This is a genomic window from Aeromicrobium marinum DSM 15272, from assembly GCF_000160775.2.
GTDB lineage: Bacteria > Actinomycetota > Actinomycetes > Propionibacteriales > Nocardioidaceae > Aeromicrobium > Aeromicrobium marinum.
In genome coordinates, this window is record NZ_CM001024.1 from 1235187 (window position 1) to 1253131 (window position 17945).

A 17945-nucleotide genomic window follows, 5' to 3' on the forward strand; every position below is an offset into this window, starting at 1 on the left:
TGATGCCTCGCACCGTCCTCGCCCTGCACGTCCTGTTCTTCGCCGCCGGCGGGGTGGTGCTGTCGCTGGACGCCCCTGCGAAGGGCTGGGGAGTCCTCGGCTGCGTCGTCGCCTACGTCGTGCTGCTCCCGCTCGCGGCCCACCGTGACGGCCGGCCGGAGCTGCAGGCCCTGGCCCTGTTCCTCGCGGGCGTGTCGGTGTTCCAGGTCGTGCCGGACTGGGTGCTCGCCGACGTGCTCGGGATCCTCGCGTTCCCCGACACGGGCGGCCTGCGCGTCGACGACGTCATCCCGCTGGCGATGGCGGGCATGTGGGTCGCTCCCCTGTTCATCGCGCTCGCTCTCGCCGGCGCGCGGCCGGGGCGGTCGGCGCTGTTCGCCGTGCTGGTCTTCGCCGGAGCGGAGTTCGCTGCTCCGACGCTCGGTCTCTGGGAGCCGATCGGCGACACCACGCGCGTCGCCGGCATCGCGATCTACGTCCTGCCGGCCGAGGCCGCCCTCGCGTGGGCGACCGCCGTGGCCTTCAACGCCACGCGGACAGCAGCCGTCGCGGCGCGGATCGCCGTGGCCGCCGCCGTGTCGACCTTCTACCTCGGGGCGCTGGTGACGGCGTACTTCCTGATCGACGTGGCGGGGTACAGCCTCACCCGATGAACGGGTCGACCGCCGCGGCGACGAACAACAGCGCCAGGTAGGCGTTGGAGAAGTGGAAGAGCCGCATCGGCTTGATGATGCTGAGGTCCTCGGTGTCCTTGGCGCGCGACGACAGGTCGTGCGCCTCGACCAGGAAGACGATGCCGAGCACGGTCGCGACGGCGGGGTAGAACCACCCGGTGCCGGCCACCGGCCACAGGGCCAGCGAGGTGGCCACCATGACGTAGGAGTAGATGACGATCTGCCGGCCGACCTCGCGAGAGGTCGTGACCGACGGGAGCATCGGCACCGAGGCGGCGGAGTAGTCCTCGCGGTACCTCATGGCCAACGACCAGAAGTGTGGAGGCGTCCAGAAGAACACCACCAGGAACAGCACGACCGGCGCCCACGCGAGCTCGTTGGTGACGGCGGTCCAGCCGATGAGGGCCGGGAAGCAGCCGGCCGCGCCGCCCCAGACGATGTTCTGCGAGGTCCGGCGCTTGAGGATCATGGTGTAGCCGACGACGTAGAAGACGTTGGCGGTCAGGGCGAGCGCGGCGGAGAGCCAGTTGACCAGCAGCCCGAGCCAGAGCGTCGAGACCACGCCGAGGACCAGTCCGAAGATCAGCGCCCGCCGGGTCGTGACCTGGTGGCGCGGCAGCGGCCGCCGGGCCGTGCGGCGCATCTTGGTGTCGATGTCGGCGTCCACCACGCAGTTGAGCGCGTTGGCGCTGCCTGCGGAGAGGGTGCCGCCGACGATGGTGGCGACGACGAGCCACAGCGGCGGCACGCCCTGCGCGGCGAGGAACATCACCGGGACGGTGGTCAGCAGGAGCAGCTCGATGATGCGGGGCTTCATCAGCGCCACGTACGACAGGACGATGTCCTTGGCCTGCGGCCGGTCGGTACCGGAGGCTGCCGCTTCGGGCTCGACGAGACTCACGTGCACCAGTCTAAGCCACGCGAGTAGGCTCGAGTCGTCGGAGTCGCCCGCTCCGGGTGACGCTCCCCATTCCCCAGGAGTCCTGAGTGTCGTCTGTCCCCGCTGTCCTCGATTGGTCCGAGCTCGACGCACGCGCCGTCGACACCGCCCGTCTCCTGGCCGCGGACGCCGTGCAGAAGGTCGGCAACGGCCACCCCGGCACCGCCATGAGCCTGGCTCCCGCGGCCTACCTGCTCTACCAGAAGGTCATGCGCCACGACCCGGCCGATCCGCACTGGGCGGGACGTGACCGGTTCGTGCTGTCGTGCGGTCACTCCAGCCTCACCCAGTACGTGCAGCTGTACCTGGCCGGCTACCCGATGGGGCTGGACGACCTCAAGAGCCTGCGTACCTGGGGCGCCCAGACGCCCGGCCACCCCGAGGTGCACCACACCCCCGGCGTCGAGGTCACCACCGGTCCCCTGGGCCAGGGCATCGCCAACGCGGTCGGCATGGCGATGGCCGCTCGCCGCGAACGCGGTCTGTACGACCCGGAGTCGCAGGAGAGCCCCTTCGACCACCGGGTCTACGTCATCGCCTCCGACGGCGACGTCCAGGAGGGCGTCTCGGGCGAGGCTGCCTCGTTGGCCGGCCACCAGCAGCTCGGCAACCTCACGGTGCTGTACGACGACAACAAGATCTCGATCGAGGACGACACCGACGTCGCCTTCAGCGAGGACGTCGCCGCCCGCCACGAGGCCTACGGCTGGCACGTGCAGACCGTCGACTGGACCGGCGGCGCCGACGGCTACGCCGAGGACGTCCAGGCCCTCTGGGACGCCTACGCCGCAGCGGCCGCCGAGACCCACCGGCCGAGCCTGATCGTCCTGCGCACGATCATCGCGTGGCCGGCACCGAACGCCCAGAACACCGGCGGCTCGCACGGCTCGGCCCTCGGCGACGACGAGATCGCCGCCACCAAGGAGCTGCTCGGGTTCCCAGCGGACCGGTCGTTCGTCGTCGAGGACGACGTCATCGCGCACACCCGGTCGGCCCGCGACCGGGGCGCCGCGGCACACGCCGCGTGGGACGAGCAGTTCGGTGCCTGGCGGGCGGCGTCGCCCGAGCAGGCCGAGCTGTACGACCGGCTGACAGCCCGCCGGCTCCCCGACGGCTGGACCGACGCCCTGCCCACGTACGAGGCGAGCGAGAAGGGCGTGGCCACCCGCGTCGCGTCCGGTGACGTGCTGAGTGCGCTGGCGCCGGTCCTGCCCGAGCTGTGGGGTGGCTCGGCCGACCTCGCCGGCTCCAACAACACCACCCCGAAGGGCCAGCCCTCGTTCCTGCCGCCCGAGCGGTCCACCGGCAAGTTCCAGGGCGACTGGTACGGCCGGGTCCTGCACTTCGGCATCCGCGAGCACGCGATGGGCTCGATCCTGAACGGCATCGCCCTGCACGGCCCGACCCGCCCCTACGGCGGCACCTTCCTGGTGTTCAGCGACTACATGCGGCCGGCCGTCCGGCTGGCCGCGCTCCAGCAGCTGCCGGTCACCTACGTCTGGACCCACGACTCCATCGGGCTCGGCGAGGACGGACCGACCCACCAGCCGGTCGAGCACCTGGCGTCGCTGCGAGCGATCCCCGGCCTCGACGTCGTGCGTCCCGCCGACGCCAACGAGACGGTCGCGGCCTGGCAGGCCGTCGTGGAGCAGACCGAGCGTCCGGCCGCCCTGGCCCTGAGCCGCCAGAACCTGCCGGTCTTCCCCCGCGGCGACGCCGACGGCGAGACGTGGGGCGATGCGTCCCTGACCGCCCGGGGCGCCTACGTGCTGCTGGACGCCGACGATCCCGATGTCGTGCTGGTCGCCACCGGGTCCGAGGTCCAGCTGGCCGTCGAGGCCCGCGGCCTGCTGGCCGCCGAGGGCGTCTCGGCCAGGGTGGTCTCGATGCCGTGCCGTGAGTGGTTCGAGCGGCAGGACGCGGGGTACCGCGACAGCGTGATCCCCCCGCAGGTCCGTGCACGCGTCGCCGTCGAGGCCGGGGTGTCCCTCGGCTGGCGCGACGTCGTGGGGGACGCCGGCCGCATCATCAGCCTCGAGCACTTCGGCGCCTCCGCCGACTTCGCCCGGCTCTACGACGAGTTCGGGATCACGGCGTCCGCAGTGGCGGCCGCCGCCCACGACTCCATCAGCGCCGCCCAGCACACCGGGGGCGTCCCGTTCTTCGCCCGACCCACCGCGCCTCTCGCGGAGCAAGGAGCACCATGAACGCACGAATGAAGGCCCTGTCCGACGCCGGCGTCTCGATCTGGCTCGACGACCTGTCGCGCGAGCGGCTGGCCTCCGGCAACCTGGCTCGACTCGTCGAGGAGCACTGCGTGGTCGGCGTGACCACCAACCCGACCATCTTCGCCGCGGCACTGGCCGACGGTGAGCGCTACGCGGCACAGGTCGCCGAGCTGAAGGCGTCCGGTGCCTCGGTCGACGAGACCATCTTCGAGCTCACCACCACCGACGTGCAGCAGGCCTGCGACGTGCTGGCTCCGGTCCACGGGGCCACCGGCGGCGTGGACGGCCGGGTCTCGATCGAGGTCGAGCCGGCCCTCGCGCGCGACAGCGAGGCGACCGTGGCGATGGCCCGCCGCCTGTGGGACCGCGTCGACCGGCCCAACCTGCTGATCAAGATCCCCGCCACCGAGGAGGGGCTGCCCGCGATCGCGGCGGCCATCGCCCAGGGCATCAGCGTGAACGTGACGCTGATCTTCTCCCTCGACCGGTACCGCAAGGTCATGGACGCGTACCTCTACGGGCTGGAGCAGGCGGCGGCCGAGGGTCGCGACCTCTCGGGCATCCACTCGGTGGCGTCCTTCTTCGTCAGCCGCGTCGACAGCGACGTCGATCCGCAGCTGCCCGAGGGCAGTGAGCTGAGGGGCCGTGCGGCGCTCGCCAACGCCCGTCTCGCGTACGCCGCCTACCAGGAGGTGTTCGGGGGCGAGCGGTTCGCCGCGCTCGCCGGAGCCAACCCGCAGCGTCCGCTGTGGGCCTCCACCGGCGTCAAGGACACCGCCTACCCCGACACGCTCTACGTCTCCGAGCTCGTCGTCGCGGACACCGTCAACACGATGCCCGAGAAGACCCTGCTCGCGTTCGCGGACCACGGCGAGGTCGAGGGCGACACCGTCAGCGGTCGGGCCGCGGAGGCTCGCGCCGTCATCGACGCCCTCGAGGCGGCCGACATCTCCTACGACGACGTCGTGCGCCGGCTCGAGACCGAGGGGCTGCAGAAGTTCGACGACTCCTGGGACGAGCTGGTCGAGACCGTCCGGGTCGCTCTCGAGAAGGCCTGACCATGGTCGCGTTCACCGCGCCGGTGCGCTCCTACGAGCGGGTCCTGCGCCGGTTGGTCGACGAGTCGTTCGCCTCCCGGCTGGGATCCCACGACGCGAGCCTCTGGGGGCGGCCCGCCGCCGAGGAGGCCGCCCGGCGACTGGGGTGGATCGATCTCGCCCGCACCTCGCGACCCCTGCTCCCCCGCATCGCGTCGCTGCGCACCGAGCTGCGGGACCACGGTCTCGACCACGTCGTGCTGTGCGGCATGGGCGGGTCGTCGCTCGCGCCCGAGGTGATCTGCCGGGCGGCCGGGGTCGAGCTCACCGTGGTCGACTCCTCGCACCCCGACATGGTGCGCACGGCCCTGGCCGACCGGCTCGAGCGGGCGGTCGTGGTGGTGTCCAGCAAGTCCGGCGGCACGGTGGAGACCGACAGCGCCCGGCGAGCCTTCGAGGCCGCCTTCACCGACGCGGGTCTGGACCCCGCCCGCCACCTCGTGGTGGTCACCGATCCCGGTTCGCCGCTCGACGAGCAGGCGACGGCGGCCGGCTACCGCGTGTTCCGTGCCGACCCGAACGTCGGCGGCCGCTACTCGGCCCTGACCGCGTTCGGCCTCGTGCCGTGCGGGCTGGCCGGGGTGCCGCTCGCCGCTCTCCTGGAGGACGCGGCGTCGGTGCACGCCGAGTTCTTCGGTGACTCCGTGGAGAACCGGGCCCTGCGCCTGGGCACGCTCCTGGGGGTCGCCGCCGACAACGACGTCGAGAAGCTGGTCCTGCTCGACCACACCGGCGCCGGTCTGGGCGACTGGATCGAACAGCTCGTCGCGGAGTCCACCGGCAAGCGAGGTCGCGGCGTGCTGCCCGTGGTGGTCGCCGACGCCTCCGCCCCGGAGATCGCGACGCCCCTGCCCGACACCGTGACCGTGACCCTGGGCGACGCCGACGGTCCGGTCGGCGCCTCGGGCTACGCCGCGTCGATCGACCTGCCGCTCGGCGCGCAGATGCTGCTGTGGGAGGTCGCGACGTCGGTCGCGGGCGAGATCCTGGGCATCAACCCGTTCGACCAGCCCGACGTCGAGAGCGCCAAGGCCGCGGCCCGTGGTCTGCTCGAGGGCTCCGCCGAGACGTCGACGGCGGACTTCACCGACGAGCGCATCGAGGTCCACGGGTCGTCGACCGGTGACGTCGGGAGCGCCGTGGCCGAGCTGCTCGACCGGCTGGGCGACACCGACTACCTCGCCGTGCAGGTCTACCTCGACCGCTGGGAGCACGCCGACTTCGCCGCGGTCCGCGACCGTCTGGCCCGGCGCACGGGGCGACCCGTCACGTTCGGCTGGGGTCCACGCTTCCTGCACTCCACCGGCCAGTACCACAAGGGCGGCACCCCCAACGGGGTCTTCCTGCAGATCACGGGCGAGCCGGTCGAGGACCTGCCGGTACCGGGGCGCGAGTTCACCTTCGGGTCGTTCCTGGCCTCACAGGCCGAGGGCGACGCCCAGGTCCTGCGCGGCCACGACCGGCCCGTCCTGCGCCTGCACCTGACAGACGTCCCGCGCGACCTCGACCGGCTGGCAGCGATCCTCGCGTGACGGCCAACCCCCTGCGCGACCCGCGCGACCGCCGGCTCCCCCGCATCGCCGGGCCCTGCAGCCTGGTCATGTTCGGCATCACCGGGGACCTCGCGCAGCGCAAGCTGCTGCCCGCCGTGTACGACCTGGCCAACCGGGGCCTGCTGCCGCCCGGGTTCGCGCTCGTCGGGTTCGCCCGGCGGGACATCGGCACCGACGGTTTCGCCGAGACCTTCCGGGAGGCGGCCCGGGCCGGAGCGCGCACCCCGTGGCGGGAGAGCGTCTGGCGCCAGCTGGCCGACGGCCTGCGGTTCGTCCCCGGCGAGTTCGACGACGACGCCTCGTGGGAGGAGCTGGGAGCCACGATCGCCGAGCTCGACGAGCAGCAGGGCACGGGCGGCAACCACGCGTTCTACCTGTCGATCCCACCGGGGCTCTTCCCGACGGTCGTGGCCGCCCTGGACCGGCACGGACTGGCGCACTCCGACACCGGGTGGCGCCGGGTCGTCATCGAGAAGCCTTTCGGCCACGACCTCGCCTCGGCCCAGGAACTCAACGAGCTGGTCGGCGGGGTCTTCGACAGCGAGAGCATCTTCCGGATCGACCACTACCTCGGCAAGGAGACGGTGCAGAACATCTTGGCGTTCCGGTTCGCCAACGGCATGTTCGAGCCGGTCTGGAACAACCACTACGTCGACCACGTGCAGATCACCATGGCCGAGGACATGGGCATCGGCAGCCGTGCCGGCTACTACGACGACATCGGCGCGGCCCGCGACGTGATCCAGAACCACCTGCTGCAGCTGCTGGCGCTCGTGGCCATGGAGGAGCCGATCTCGTTCACCGCCGACGCCCTGCGCACCGAGAAGCAGAAGATCCTCGCCGTGGCCCGCACCCCGGACCGGATGGACCTCCACACCGCGCAGGCGCAGTACGTGGCGGGCTGGGCCGGTGGGGTTCCCGTCCCCGGCTACCTGGAGGAGGACGGCGTCCCCGACGACTCGCGGGCCGAGACCTACGCCGCGATGCGCATCGACGTGGAGACCCGCCGGTGGGCCGGCGTGCCGTTCTACCTGCGCACCGGCAAACGACTCGGACGACGCGTCACCGAGGTCGCCGTGGTCTTCAAGCGAGCGGCGGCGACCCCCTTCGGGTCCGGCGAGACCGAGGACCTCGGCCAGAACGCGCTCGTCATGCGCATCCAGCCCGACGAGGGTGTCACCCTGCGGTTCGGCGCCAAGGTGCCCGGCACCCAGATGGAGATCCGGGACGTGAACATGGACTTCGCCTACGGCGGGTCGTTCGTCGAGAGCAGTCCCGAGGCCTACGAACGCCTCATCCTGGACGTGCTGCTCGGCGACCCGCCCCTCTTCCCGCGGCACGAGGAGGTCGAGATGGCGTGGCGGATCCTCGACCCCGTCATCGCGCACTGGAAGGACCGCGAGGACATCGACACCTACCCGGCCGGCACCTGGGGCCCGCCCTCGGCCGACGAGATGCTCGCCGTCGACGGACGCACCTGGCGGAGGCCCTGATGGAGATCACGCTCGAGCAGACCGATGCCGCCGAGATCGCCAAGGCCCTCGTGCGCGCCCGGGTGGCAGCCGGCAGCCCCGCGATGGACATGGTGCTCACGCTGCTGGTCGTCACCGACGAGGAGTACGTCGCCGGCGCCCTCAAGGCGGCCACGGAGGTGGCCCGCGAGCACCCGGCGCGCGTCATCGGCGTGATCCTCGGCGACGGTCGCGGTGCACCTCGCCTGGACGCCACGGTGCGGGTGGGCGAGAGTGCGTCCGGTGAGTCCCTGCTGCTGCGCATGTCGGGCCCGCTGACCCAGCACGCCGAGTCGGTCGCGCTGCCGCTGCTGCTCCCGGACTCCCCCGTCGTCGTGTGGTGGCCGAGCCGGGCGCCCGTCCGGCCGGCGGAGGACCCGATCGGCCGACTGGCGCGCCGCCGGCTCACCGACGCGGAGTCGACCGGTTCTCCCGTGCGGGCGCTGAGGGCCACCACCTACACCCCGGGCGACACCGACCTGTCCTGGACGCGTCTCACGCCGTGGCGTGCTCTGCTCGCCGCCGCCGTCGACCAGTCCCCGGCCGGGGTCACCGGAGGTGAGGTGACGGCCCACGGGTCCAACCCGGTGGCCGCCCTGCTGATCGCCTGGTTGGAGCTGCGCCTCGGGGTCCCGGTACGACGACGACCGACCACGGACGAGCAGATCACCTCCGTCGTGCTGCAGACCGAGGCGGGCGACATCCGGATCGAGCGTCTGGACGCGTCGTCGGGCGAGTTCAGCGTCCCGGGGTCCCGTTCGCGACAGGTGCCCCTGGCGGCACGGGGACTCGCCGAGCTGCTCGCCGAGGACCTGCGCCGGCTCGACGCCGACGAGGTGTACGCCGAGACGCTCGCCCACCTGCAGGCGTCGTCGTGACGTCGCTCGCCGAGCGGATCGCCCGCCGCCTGGAGCAACGGCTCGTCGACATCCAGGCGACCGGCCGCAGGCCCCGGGTCGCCCTGACCGGGGGCACGATCGCCGTGGCCGCGTACCGCGAGCTGTCGGCCGCCGGCGTCGACTGGTCGGACGTCGACTTCTGGTGGGGTGACGAGCGCTTCGTGCCCGACGGCCACACCGACCGCAACGACCAGCAGGCACGCGACGCCTTCCTGGACCGCCTCGGCGTCCCGGCCGCGCACGTCCACGCCTTCGGCGCGCACGACTGCGCCTGGTCGGCCCGGGAAGCGGCTGACGCATATGCCGCCACCCTGCCTGCCTCCGGTTTCGACCTCGTGCTGCTGGGCCTGGGGCCCGACGGTCACGTGGCGTCGCTGTTCCCCGGCTTCCCCCAGCTGCACGAGACCGAGCGGCCGGTCGCCGAGGTGTTCGACTCCCCGAAGCCCCCGCCGGTGCGACTCACGCTGACGTTCCCGACGCTCAACGACACCGAGGCCGTGTGGTTCCTCGTGTCGGGTGCGGAGAAGGCAGCGGCCGTGGCACGCGCTCGTGCCGACGACGGGACGGTCGACGAGACGCCCGCCCGCGGCGTCCGTGGACGCGGCGAGACGCTCTGGCTCACCGACGACGAGGCGTCAGCAGGCTAGAAGATGACCTCGCCGGACTTGCGACGCGACCGCAGCAGGTCGATCGCCTCGGCGAGGATCTGCTGCGCCTCGTCGTCGCTGCGACGTTCCTTCACGTAGGCCAGGTGCGTCTTGTACGGCTCGGTCTTCGGCGCCGTGGGCCGGTTGTCGCTGTCGGGGCTGGCCGGCATGCCGCAGCGCGGACAGTCCCAGGTCTCCGGCACCTCGGCCTCGACCGAGAAGTTCAGCACCGTCTCGTGGTCGTGGATGCAGAAGTAGACGACGCGCTGACGGGGTGCGGCCTCGCCGCGCTCGGCCTCGCCCATGGGGCCCGAGCCGATCCGGCTGCCGCGGATGGCGCCTGCTGCCATTAGTTGCTCACCTTCAACAACAGGCCGAGGGCGATCACCGACACGGCCCACACGACGGCGATGCCGACGGTGATCCGGTCGAGGTTGCGCTCGGCGACCGATGAACCCCCGAGAGAACTGGAGACGCCGCCACCGAACATGTCGGACAGGCCGCCCCCACGACCCTTGTGCATCAGCACGAGGACGATCAGCAGCAGGCTGCTGAGCGTCAGGACGATCGAGAAGATCAGGATCACGGTGGGGCTTTCCTCAGGAGACGGGGGGCAGGGCGTAGAACCGGGCGATCCCGGCGAACTCCTCCGCCTGGAGGCTGGCCCCGCCGACCAAGGCGCCGTCGACGTCGGACTTCGCCATGATCGCCGCGACGTTCGCCGCTTTCACCGATCCGCCGTACAGGATACGCACCGCAGCGGCGGCCTCCGACGAGAAGGTCTCCGCGACACGTCCCCGGATGGCCTCGCAGACCTCCTGCGCGTCCTCGGGGGTGGCCACCTCACCGGTGCCGATCGCCCACACCGGCTCGTACGCGATGACCAGGCCGGCGACCTGCTCGGGGGTGAATCCCGCGAGGGATCCGTCGACCTGGGCCAGCGTGTGCGCGACGTGCTCGCCCGCTCGGCGGACCTCCAGGCCCTCCCCGACACAGACGATCGGCGTGATGCCGGCCGCCAGGGCCCGCCCGGCCTTGGTGTTGACGACCTGATCGGACTCGTCGTGGTGCTCGCGGCGCTCGGAGTGCCCCACGACCACGTAGCCGCATCCCAGCTTGGCCAGCATGGCAGCGGAGATCTCGCCGGTGTAGGCGCCGCCGTCGTGCTCGGAGACGTCCTGGGCGCCGTAGCCGAGCCCCAGGTGGTCGCCGTCCACGAGGGTCTGCACGCTGCGCAGGTCGGTGAACGGCGGGATCACGACGACCTCGGCCCGCGCGAAGTCGTGCTTCTTGTCCTGCAGGGTCCACGCCAGCTTCTGGACCAGGACCACGGCCTCCTGGTGGTTCAGGTTGCTCTTCCAGTTGCCGGCCATCAGCGGGGTGCGGGTCATGAGACGTCCTCCAGGATGGACAGGCCGGGGAGCGTGGCGCCCTCGAGGTACTCCAGGCTCGCTCCACCGCCCGTCGAGATGTGACCGAACTGGTCGTCGGTGAAGCCCAGCGCCCGTACGGCGGCGGCGGAGTCTCCGCCGCCCACGACCGACAGGCCGTCGGTCCGGGTGAGGGCGTCCGCCACGGCACGGGTGCCGTCGGCGAACGCGGGGAACTCGAACACGCCCATGGGCCCGTTCCAGAACACCGTGCGGGCGCTGGTGATGATCTGCGCGAACCGGGCGGCCGAGTCCGGCCCGATGTCCAGCCCCATCTGGTCGGACGGGATCGAGCCGGCGTCCACGACGGTGGCCGGCGCGTCGGCCGCGAAGGCCGGCGCCACGACGATGTCGGTGGGCAGGACCAGCTCGACACCCTGGGCGGCGGCCCGGTCGAGGTAGCCCCGGGCGATGTCGACCTGGTCGGTCTCCAGCAGGGACGACCCCACGTCGTGCCCCTGTGCGGCCAGGAAGGTGAAGACCATGCCCCCGCCGATCAGCAGCGTGTCGGCCTTGTCGAGGAGATGGTCGATGACGCCGAGCTTGTCGGAGACCTTCGAGCCTCCGAGCACCACCACGTAGGGCCGTTCGGGCGTCGAGGTGAGGCGCTGCAGGACCTCCACCTCGGTCTGCACCAGACCGCCGACGGCGGCGGGCAGCCGGGACGCGACGTCGTACACACTCGCCTGCTTGCGGTGCACGACGCCGAAACCGTCGGAGACGAACAGGTCGGCCAGCGCCGCCAGCTCGTCGGCGAAGGCCCCGCGCACGGCATCGTCCTTCGAGGTCTCGCCGGCGTTGAACCGCACGTTCTCGAGCACCACCAGCTCGCCGTCGGACAGCTCGGCGCTGGCCCGCTGGGCCTCCCGCCCGACGGTGTCGGCCGCGAAACCGACCGGTCGTCCGAGCAGCTCGGACAGGCGGTCGGCCACGGGCCGCAGCGAGTGGGCCGGGTCGGGTTCGCCCTTCGGCCGGCCCAGGTGGGCCGTGACCAGGACACGGGCGCCCGCGTCGAGGAGAGTCTGCAGCGTCGGCAGACTCGCCCGGATCCGGCCGTCGTCGGTGATCGTCGACCCGTCGAGCGGGACGTTCAGGTCGCTGCGGACCAGCACGCGTCGTCCGCGCAGGTCACCGAGGTCGTGGAGCGTCTTCACCGGCGGGACCGACGCTGCTCAGAGGGACGAGCCGACGTGGGTGACCAGGTCGACCAGACGGTTGGAGTAGCCCCACTCGTTGTCGTACCAGCTGACGACCTTGACCTGGTCGCCGATGACCTTGGTCAGGCCGGAGTCGAAGATGCTCGAGGCGGGGTCGGTGACGATGTCGGACGACACGATGGGGTCCGACGTGTACGTCAGGTAGCCCTTCATGGGTCCGTCGGCGGCGGCCTTCATGATCTCGTTGACCTCCTCGACCGTGGTCTCGCGACTCGCGGTGAAGGTCAGGTCGGTGGCCGACCCGGTGGGCACCGGCACCCGCAGCGCGTAGCCGTCGAGCTTGCCCTTGAGCTCGGGCAGCACGAGGCTGACGGCCTTGGCGGCGCCCGTGGAGGTCGGGACGATGTTGATCGCGGCGGCCCGGGCGCGGCGCAGGTCCGAGTGCGGGGCGTCCTGCAGGTTCTGGTCCTGCGTGTAGGCGTGGATCGTCGTCATCAGGCCCTTCTCGATGCCCAGGGCGTCGTTGAGCGCCTTGGCCATCGGTGCGAGGCAGTTGGTCGTGCACGAGGCGTTGGAGATGACGGTGTGAGCGGCCGGGTCGTACAGCTCGTGGTTGACGCCCATGACGACGGTGATGTCCTCGTTCTTCGCCGGGGCGGAGATGATGACCTTCTTGGCCCCGCCGTCGACGTGCGCCTTGGCCTTCGTGGCGTCGGTGAAGAAACCGGTGGACTCGATGACGATGTCGACCCCGGCGCCCGCCCAGTCGAGCTTCGCCGGGTCCCGCTCGGCGAACGCCGCGATGCGCTGACCGCCCACCGTGATGGACTCGTCGTCGAAGGTGACGTCGGCGTCGAGGCGGCCCAGGATCGAGTCGTACTTCAGCAGCGTGGCGAGCGTCCTGTTGTCGGTCAGGTCGTTGACCGCGACGATCTCGAAGTCGGCGCCGGCGGCTCGCGCTGCTCGGAAGAAGTTGCGGCCGATGCGGCCAAAGCCATTGATGCCAACGCGTACAGTCACGTCTCTCCTGGGGTCGTGGTGGAGGGTCGGCCCACTCTAACGAAGCGGCCGCGCTACCGGCGAGTCAGTCCTCGTCGGCGTCGTCCAGGCCGGCCTCGGTGCCGGGCACGCCCAGCTCCTCGGCGCGCTTGTCGGCCATGGCGAGCAACCGGCGGATGCGTCCCGCGATGGCGTCCTTGGTGAGCACCGGCTCGTGCAGCTGACCGAGCTCCTCCAGGCTCGCCTGGCGGTGCTCGACGCGCAACGAGCCGGCGAGCCGCAGGTGGTCGGGGACGTCGTCGCCCAGGAGCTCGAGGGCACGCTGCGCGCGGGCGCCCGCGGCGACAGCCGCGCGGGCCGAGCGTCGCAGGTTGGCGTCGTCGAAGTTGGCCAGGCGGTTGGCCGTGGCCCGCACCTCACGGCGCATCCGGCGCTCCTCCCAGGCCAGCAGCGCCTCGTGGGCGCCGAGGCGGGTCAGCAGGGCACCGATGGCCTCGCCGTCGCGGATGACCACGCGGTCGAGGCCACGGACCTCCTTGGCCTTGGCGACGATGCCCAGCCGGCGGGCCGCACCCACCAGCGCGAGAGCGGCCTCGGTGCCGGGACAGCTGATCTCCAGCGACGACGACCGGCCCGGTTCGGTGAGCGAGCCGTGGGCCAGGAACGCGCCTCTCCACGCCGCCACGGCGTCGCAGGACGCTCCGGAGACGACCTGCGGCGGGAGCCCGCGGACCGGGCGACCGCTGGCGTCGACGAGCCCGGTCTGGCGGGCGAGGGTGTCGCCGTCCTTGGCGACCCGGACGACGTAGTGGGTCTGCTTGCGCAGGCCGGCCGGCTGCATCACCAGCACCTCGCACGGGTGCCCGTACAGCTCGGCGATGTCCTTGCGGAGCCGGCGCGCGGCCGCACCGGTGTCGAGCTCGGCCTCGACCACGATCCGCCCCGCCACCAGGTGCAGGCCACCGGCGAAGCGCAGGATCGTGGCGACCTCCGCCTTGCGGCAGCACGCCTTGGTGACGGTGGTGGCCGCCAGCTCGGACTTCACCTGTGCCGTCATCGCCATGACGGCCACTCTATGCCTGCCCCAGCAGTCTCGAGAACGCCCCCGCGAGCCGGCCGGGGTCGTGCTGGTCGACACCTCGTGCGCGGGCCACGTCGGCGACGACCAGCTCGGCGCCGAGCTCGCCGGCCGCCCGGCCCAGGTGGTCGTCGACCATGGACGAGTCGGCGAGGACGGCGTCCAGCCGCAGGTCCGGGGCATGGGCCGCCAACACCTCCAGGTGGTCGGTGGGCCGCATCCCGGCGGTCTCGGCGTCGCCGGCCAGGTTGAGGACGAGAAGCCGTCGCGCCGAGGTGGAGACGAGAGCGTCGCGGAGCGCCGGCACCAGCAGGGTGGGCATGACGCTGGTGAACCAGGAGCCCGGCCCGACGACGACCCAGTCGGCGGCGGTGACCGCCTGGACGGCCTCGGGACAGGCCGGTGGGTCGGCGGGGTCCAGCCGCACCGCCACGACCTGACCGGCGACGGTGGCGACCTCGGCCTGGCCGCGCACCACGGTGAGACGGTCCGGAGCCGCGTCGAGGTGGACGTCGGCCTCGATGTCCAGGGGGACGGCGGCCATCGGCAGGACCCTGCCCTGCGAGCCGAGCAGCTCCCCCACCAGGTCGAGGCCGGCGACGTGCTCACCGAGGATGTCCCAGATGGCGGCGATCAGCAGGTTCCCGAGGGCGTGCCCGGCCAGCGGGCCGTCGCCGCCGAACCGGTGCTGCAGCACCCCGACCCAGCGCTCGCCGCGTTCGTCGTCGCCGCTGAGCGCCGCCAGGGCCATCCTCAGGTCGCCCGGCGGCAGGATGTCCAGCTCCCGCCGGAGCCGTCCGGAGGACCCGCCGTTGTCGGCCACCGTCACGACCCCCGTCAGCTTGGTGGTGACCCGGCGCAGGGCCGTGAGGCTGGCCGCGAGTCCGTGACCACCACCGAGGGCGACGACCCGGGGGCTCACTCGCGCCCCAGGTCGCGGTGCACGACGAGCGTCTTGACCCCCCGCGCCCTCAACCGCTCCGCGAACGCCTCGGACATCGCGACGCTGCGGTGGCGCCCCCCGGTGCAGCCGATCGCGATCGAGAGGAAGTGCTTGTCCTCGCGCACGTAGCCGTCGGTCAGCAGGGCGACGAGGGCCTCGTACTGGTCGAGGAACTCCTCGGCCCGGGGCTGCCTCCGGACGAACTCGCGGACCGGATCGTCCAAGCCGCTCATGGGTCGCAGCTCCGGCTCCCAGTAGGGGTTCGGCAGGAACCGCATGTCGGCGACCATGTCGGCATCGATCGGGATGCCGTACTTGAAGCCGAACGACATGACCGAGGCCCGCAACCGGCCGCCGTCGGGGTTCTCGAACGCCGCCCGCAACCGCTGACCCAGCTGGTGGGTGTTGAGGCGGCTGGTGTCGACGACGATGTCGGCACGGCCACGGACCCGCCGCAACAGCTCGCGCTCGCGGTCGAACCCGTCCATCAACCGACCCTCGAGGCTCAGCGGGTGCGGCCTCCGGGCGGCTTCCTGTCGACGCACCAGGACCTCGTCGGCGGCCTCGAGGTAGAGGATCTTGGCGTCGGCGCCGCGGTCGCGCAGACGTTCCAGCACGTCGACGAGGTCGCCGAAGAACGATCTCGACCGGGCGTCGACGACCACGGCGAGCCGGTCGATGTCGTCGGACGCCTCGACCGTCGTGACGGCCTGCTCCAGCAGTGCGGGCGGGATGTTGTCGATGACGTAGTAGTCCAGCTTCTCCAGCACCTTGGCCGCGGTGCCGCGACCGGCCCCCGTCATCCCCGTGACCAGCACGAACTCGGTGAGTCGACTCATTCAGTCCTCCACGATCTCGCCGGTGGCGGTGTTGACCGCCGTGGTCGGCGCGGCGGCGGCCACGGCCTGCACGATGGATTGTGCCGTAGCCGGACCGATCCCGGGTACCTGCGCGACCTCCTCGACCGTCGCGGCCCGCAGTCGCTTCAACGATCCGAACTGCCGCATCAGGGCCTTGCGGCGGGTGGGACCGAGTCCGGCGACGTCGTCGAGGACCGAGTCGACCATCGACTTGCTGCGCCGACCGCGGTGATGGGTGATCGCGAAGCGGTGGGCCTCGTCCCGGACCCGCTGCAGCAGGTAGAGACCCTCGCTGGTGCGCGGCAGGATCACCGGGTGCTCGTCGCGCGGCAGCCAGACCTCCTCCAGGCGCTTGGCCAGCCCGCACAGGGCCACGTCGGTGATGCCGACCTCGGCCATGGCCCGGCGAGCCGCCTCGACCTGGGGTGGTCCGCCGTCGACGACCACCAGGCTCGGCGTGTAGGCGAACCGGCGTGGTCGGCCCGTCTCGGGGTCGATGCCGCCCTCGGTCTCGCCCTCCTCCAGACCCGCCCGTGCGGCGACCAGCCGCTCGAAGCGTCGCCGGACGACCTCGTGCATCGCGGCCACGTCGCTCTGGCCCTCGTGACGCACGACGAATCGTCGGTACTCCGACTTCTTGGGCAACCCGTCCTCGAACACCACCATCGAGGCGACGATCTCGGTGCCCTGCAGGTTGGAGATGTCGAAGCACTCGATGCGCAGGGGCGCGTCGGGCAGGTCCAGTGCTGCCTGGATCTCCTCCAGGGCGAGGCTCCGCGTGGTGAGGTCGCTGCTGCGCTTGAGCCGGTGCCGCATGAGGGCCTGCTTGGCGTTCTGTTCCACCGTCTCCATCAGCTGACGCTTGTCCCCCCGCTGGGGGACGCGGAGACGGACCGGGCCGCCTCGACGTTCGCCGAGCAGCTGCGCGAGCGCCTCGTGGTCGGCGGGCAGCTCCGGGACCAGCACCTCGCGCGGCACCGCGCCGGGGTCGGCGTCCTGGTACAGGGTCATGACCGCTCGCTCGACCAGGTCGGCGAAGGTGACGTCCTCGGCCTTGTCGGCGACCCAGCCCCGCTGGCCCCGGATCCGGCCTCCCCGCACCGAGAAGATCTGCACGGCCGTCTCGAGGGGATCGTCCTCGAAGCCCAGGACGTCGGCGTCGGTGCCGTCGCCGAGCACGACCGTCTGCTTCTCCAGCACCTTCTCGAGGGCGCCGAGGTCGTCCCGCAGCTTCGCGGCGAGCTCGTACTCCATCGCCTCCGACGCCTCGACCATGCGGCGCTCGATGCGGGCGGTGAACCCCGCCGTCTGGCCGGCCATGAAGGCCATGAAGTCGTCGACGATCGCCCGGTGCTCGTCGGCCGACACCCGGCCGACGCAGGGCGCCGCGCACTTGCCGATGTCGCCCAGCAGGCACGGACGACCGATCGCGGCAGCGCGACGGAACACCCCGGCGGAGCACGACCGCATCGGGAAGACCCGCAGGAGCGTGTCGACGGTGTCGCGGATGGCCCAGGCGTGCGAGTAGGGACCGAAGTACCGGACGCCCTTGCGCTGGGTGCCCCGCATGACCTGCACCCGCGGATGCTCCTCGCCGACGGTCACGGCGAGCCAGGGGTAGGACTTGTCGTCGCGGTACTTGACGTTGAACCGCGGGTCGAACTCCTTGATCCACGTGTACTCCAGCTGGAGCGCCTCGACCTCGGTGCCGACCACGGTCCACTCGACCGACGCGGCCGTCGTGACCATCCGACGCGTGCGCTCGTGCAGTCCGGCGAGGTCGGCGAAGTACGACGACAGCCGCGGCCGCAGCGACTTGGCCTTGCCGACGTAGATCACCCGGCCGCCCTCGTCGCGGAAGCGGTACACCCCCGGCTCGGTGGGGATCTCCCCCGGCCGGGGTCGGTAGGTCGCGGGGTCGGCCACGCC

General features: G+C 71.9%; 17 protein-coding genes. 7 read left to right on the forward strand and 10 right to left on the reverse strand.

Annotation, left to right across the window (positions count from 1 at the left end):
- The first annotated feature begins 2 nt into the window (after positions 1–2).
- Positions 3–653 (forward strand): DUF6989 domain-containing protein, encoded by a 651-nt coding sequence (locus tag HMPREF0063_RS15710; RefSeq protein ID WP_425358305.1) that lies wholly within the window; start codon positions 3–5, stop codon positions 651–653.
- On the opposite strand, the gene HMPREF0063_RS06425 is transcribed toward HMPREF0063_RS15710, so the two are convergent.
- Positions 643–1581: a heme o synthase gene (locus HMPREF0063_RS06425; RefSeq protein WP_007077843.1), complete on the reverse strand. Its 939-nt coding sequence runs from the start codon at positions 1579–1581 to the stop codon at positions 643–645. The two genes, HMPREF0063_RS15710 and HMPREF0063_RS06425, sit on opposite strands and share 11 nt — an antisense overlap.
- A gap of 80 nt (positions 1582–1661) precedes the next feature.
- Here HMPREF0063_RS06425 and tkt point away from each other — a divergent pair, with 80 nt between their 5' ends.
- Genes tkt through pgl form a run of 6 tightly spaced genes read left to right on the forward strand, consistent with a single transcriptional unit; the run spans position 1662 to position 9549 of the window.
- Positions 1662–3821: a transketolase gene (gene tkt, locus HMPREF0063_RS06430; RefSeq protein WP_007077844.1), complete on the forward strand. Its 2160-nt coding sequence runs from the start codon at positions 1662–1664 to the stop codon at positions 3819–3821.
- Positions 3818–4900 carry a transaldolase gene (gene tal, locus HMPREF0063_RS06435; RefSeq protein ID WP_040320144.1) on the forward strand — a complete coding sequence of 361 codons (1083 nt, stop codon included), beginning with the start codon at positions 3818–3820 and terminating at the stop codon, positions 4898–4900. The genes tkt and tal overlap by 4 nt, the downstream gene beginning before the upstream one ends.
- A gap of 2 nt (positions 4901–4902) precedes the next feature.
- Positions 4903–6471, forward strand: coding sequence for a glucose-6-phosphate isomerase (locus HMPREF0063_RS17080; RefSeq protein ID WP_007077846.1), 1569 nt, complete (start codon positions 4903–4905; stop codon positions 6469–6471).
- The gene (gene zwf, locus HMPREF0063_RS06445) at positions 6468–7985 is read left to right on the forward strand and encodes a glucose-6-phosphate dehydrogenase (RefSeq protein ID WP_007077847.1); all 1518 of its coding nucleotides are present in this window, start codon (positions 6468–6470) and stop codon (positions 7983–7985) included. Before HMPREF0063_RS17080 ends, zwf begins: the two co-directional genes overlap by 4 nt.
- A complete protein-coding gene (locus HMPREF0063_RS06450; RefSeq protein ID WP_007077848.1) occupies positions 7985–8881 on the forward strand; it encodes a glucose-6-phosphate dehydrogenase assembly protein OpcA in 897 nt (298 codons plus the stop codon). Before zwf ends, HMPREF0063_RS06450 begins: the two co-directional genes overlap by 1 nt.
- Positions 8878–9549, forward strand: coding sequence for a 6-phosphogluconolactonase (pgl, locus tag HMPREF0063_RS06455; RefSeq protein WP_007077849.1), 672 nt, complete (start codon positions 8878–8880; stop codon positions 9547–9549). Before HMPREF0063_RS06450 ends, pgl begins: the two co-directional genes overlap by 4 nt.
- Here pgl and HMPREF0063_RS06460 read toward each other — a convergent pair.
- The 9 genes from HMPREF0063_RS06460 to uvrC all read right to left on the reverse strand — a co-directional run bounded on the left by HMPREF0063_RS06460 (position 9546) and on the right by uvrC (position 17942).
- The gene (locus HMPREF0063_RS06460; protein WP_007077850.1) at positions 9546–9899 is read right to left on the reverse strand and encodes an RNA polymerase-binding protein RbpA; all 354 of its coding nucleotides are present in this window, start codon (positions 9897–9899) and stop codon (positions 9546–9548) included. The two genes, pgl and HMPREF0063_RS06460, sit on opposite strands and share 4 nt — an antisense overlap.
- Complete coding sequence (secG, locus tag HMPREF0063_RS06465; protein WP_007077851.1) at positions 9899–10135, reverse strand: preprotein translocase subunit SecG; 237 nt, start codon at positions 10133–10135, stop codon at positions 9899–9901. The genes HMPREF0063_RS06460 and secG overlap by 1 nt, the downstream gene beginning before the upstream one ends.
- 13 nt (positions 10136–10148) lie before the next feature.
- A complete protein-coding gene (gene tpiA, locus HMPREF0063_RS06470; protein ID WP_007077852.1) occupies positions 10149–10940 on the reverse strand; it encodes a triose-phosphate isomerase in 792 nt (263 codons plus the stop codon).
- Complete coding sequence (locus HMPREF0063_RS06475; protein ID WP_007077853.1) at positions 10937–12133, reverse strand: phosphoglycerate kinase; 1197 nt, start codon at positions 12131–12133, stop codon at positions 10937–10939. Before HMPREF0063_RS06475 ends, tpiA begins: the two co-directional genes overlap by 4 nt.
- Positions 12134–12151: 18 nt before the next feature.
- On the reverse strand, positions 12152–13156 hold the full coding sequence (gene gap, locus HMPREF0063_RS06480; protein ID WP_007077854.1) for a type I glyceraldehyde-3-phosphate dehydrogenase: 1005 nt from the start codon (positions 13154–13156) through the stop codon (positions 12152–12154).
- Between the two features lie 64 nt (positions 13157–13220).
- Complete coding sequence (gene whiA, locus HMPREF0063_RS06485) at positions 13221–14198, reverse strand: DNA-binding protein WhiA (RefSeq protein ID WP_040320609.1); 978 nt, start codon at positions 14196–14198, stop codon at positions 13221–13223.
- 10 nt (positions 14199–14208) lie between these two features.
- A complete protein-coding gene (locus HMPREF0063_RS06490; RefSeq protein WP_007077856.1) occupies positions 14209–15135 on the reverse strand; it encodes a gluconeogenesis factor YvcK family protein in 927 nt (308 codons plus the stop codon).
- Positions 15132–15995 (reverse strand): RNase adapter RapZ, encoded by an 864-nt coding sequence (rapZ, locus tag HMPREF0063_RS06495; RefSeq protein WP_007077857.1) that lies wholly within the window; start codon positions 15993–15995, stop codon positions 15132–15134. The genes HMPREF0063_RS06490 and rapZ overlap by 4 nt, the downstream gene beginning before the upstream one ends.
- Positions 15996–17942 (reverse strand): excinuclease ABC subunit UvrC, encoded by a 1947-nt coding sequence (gene uvrC / locus HMPREF0063_RS06500; RefSeq protein WP_007077858.1) that lies wholly within the window; start codon positions 17940–17942, stop codon positions 15996–15998.
- Between the last annotated feature and the right edge of the window lie 3 nt (positions 17943–17945).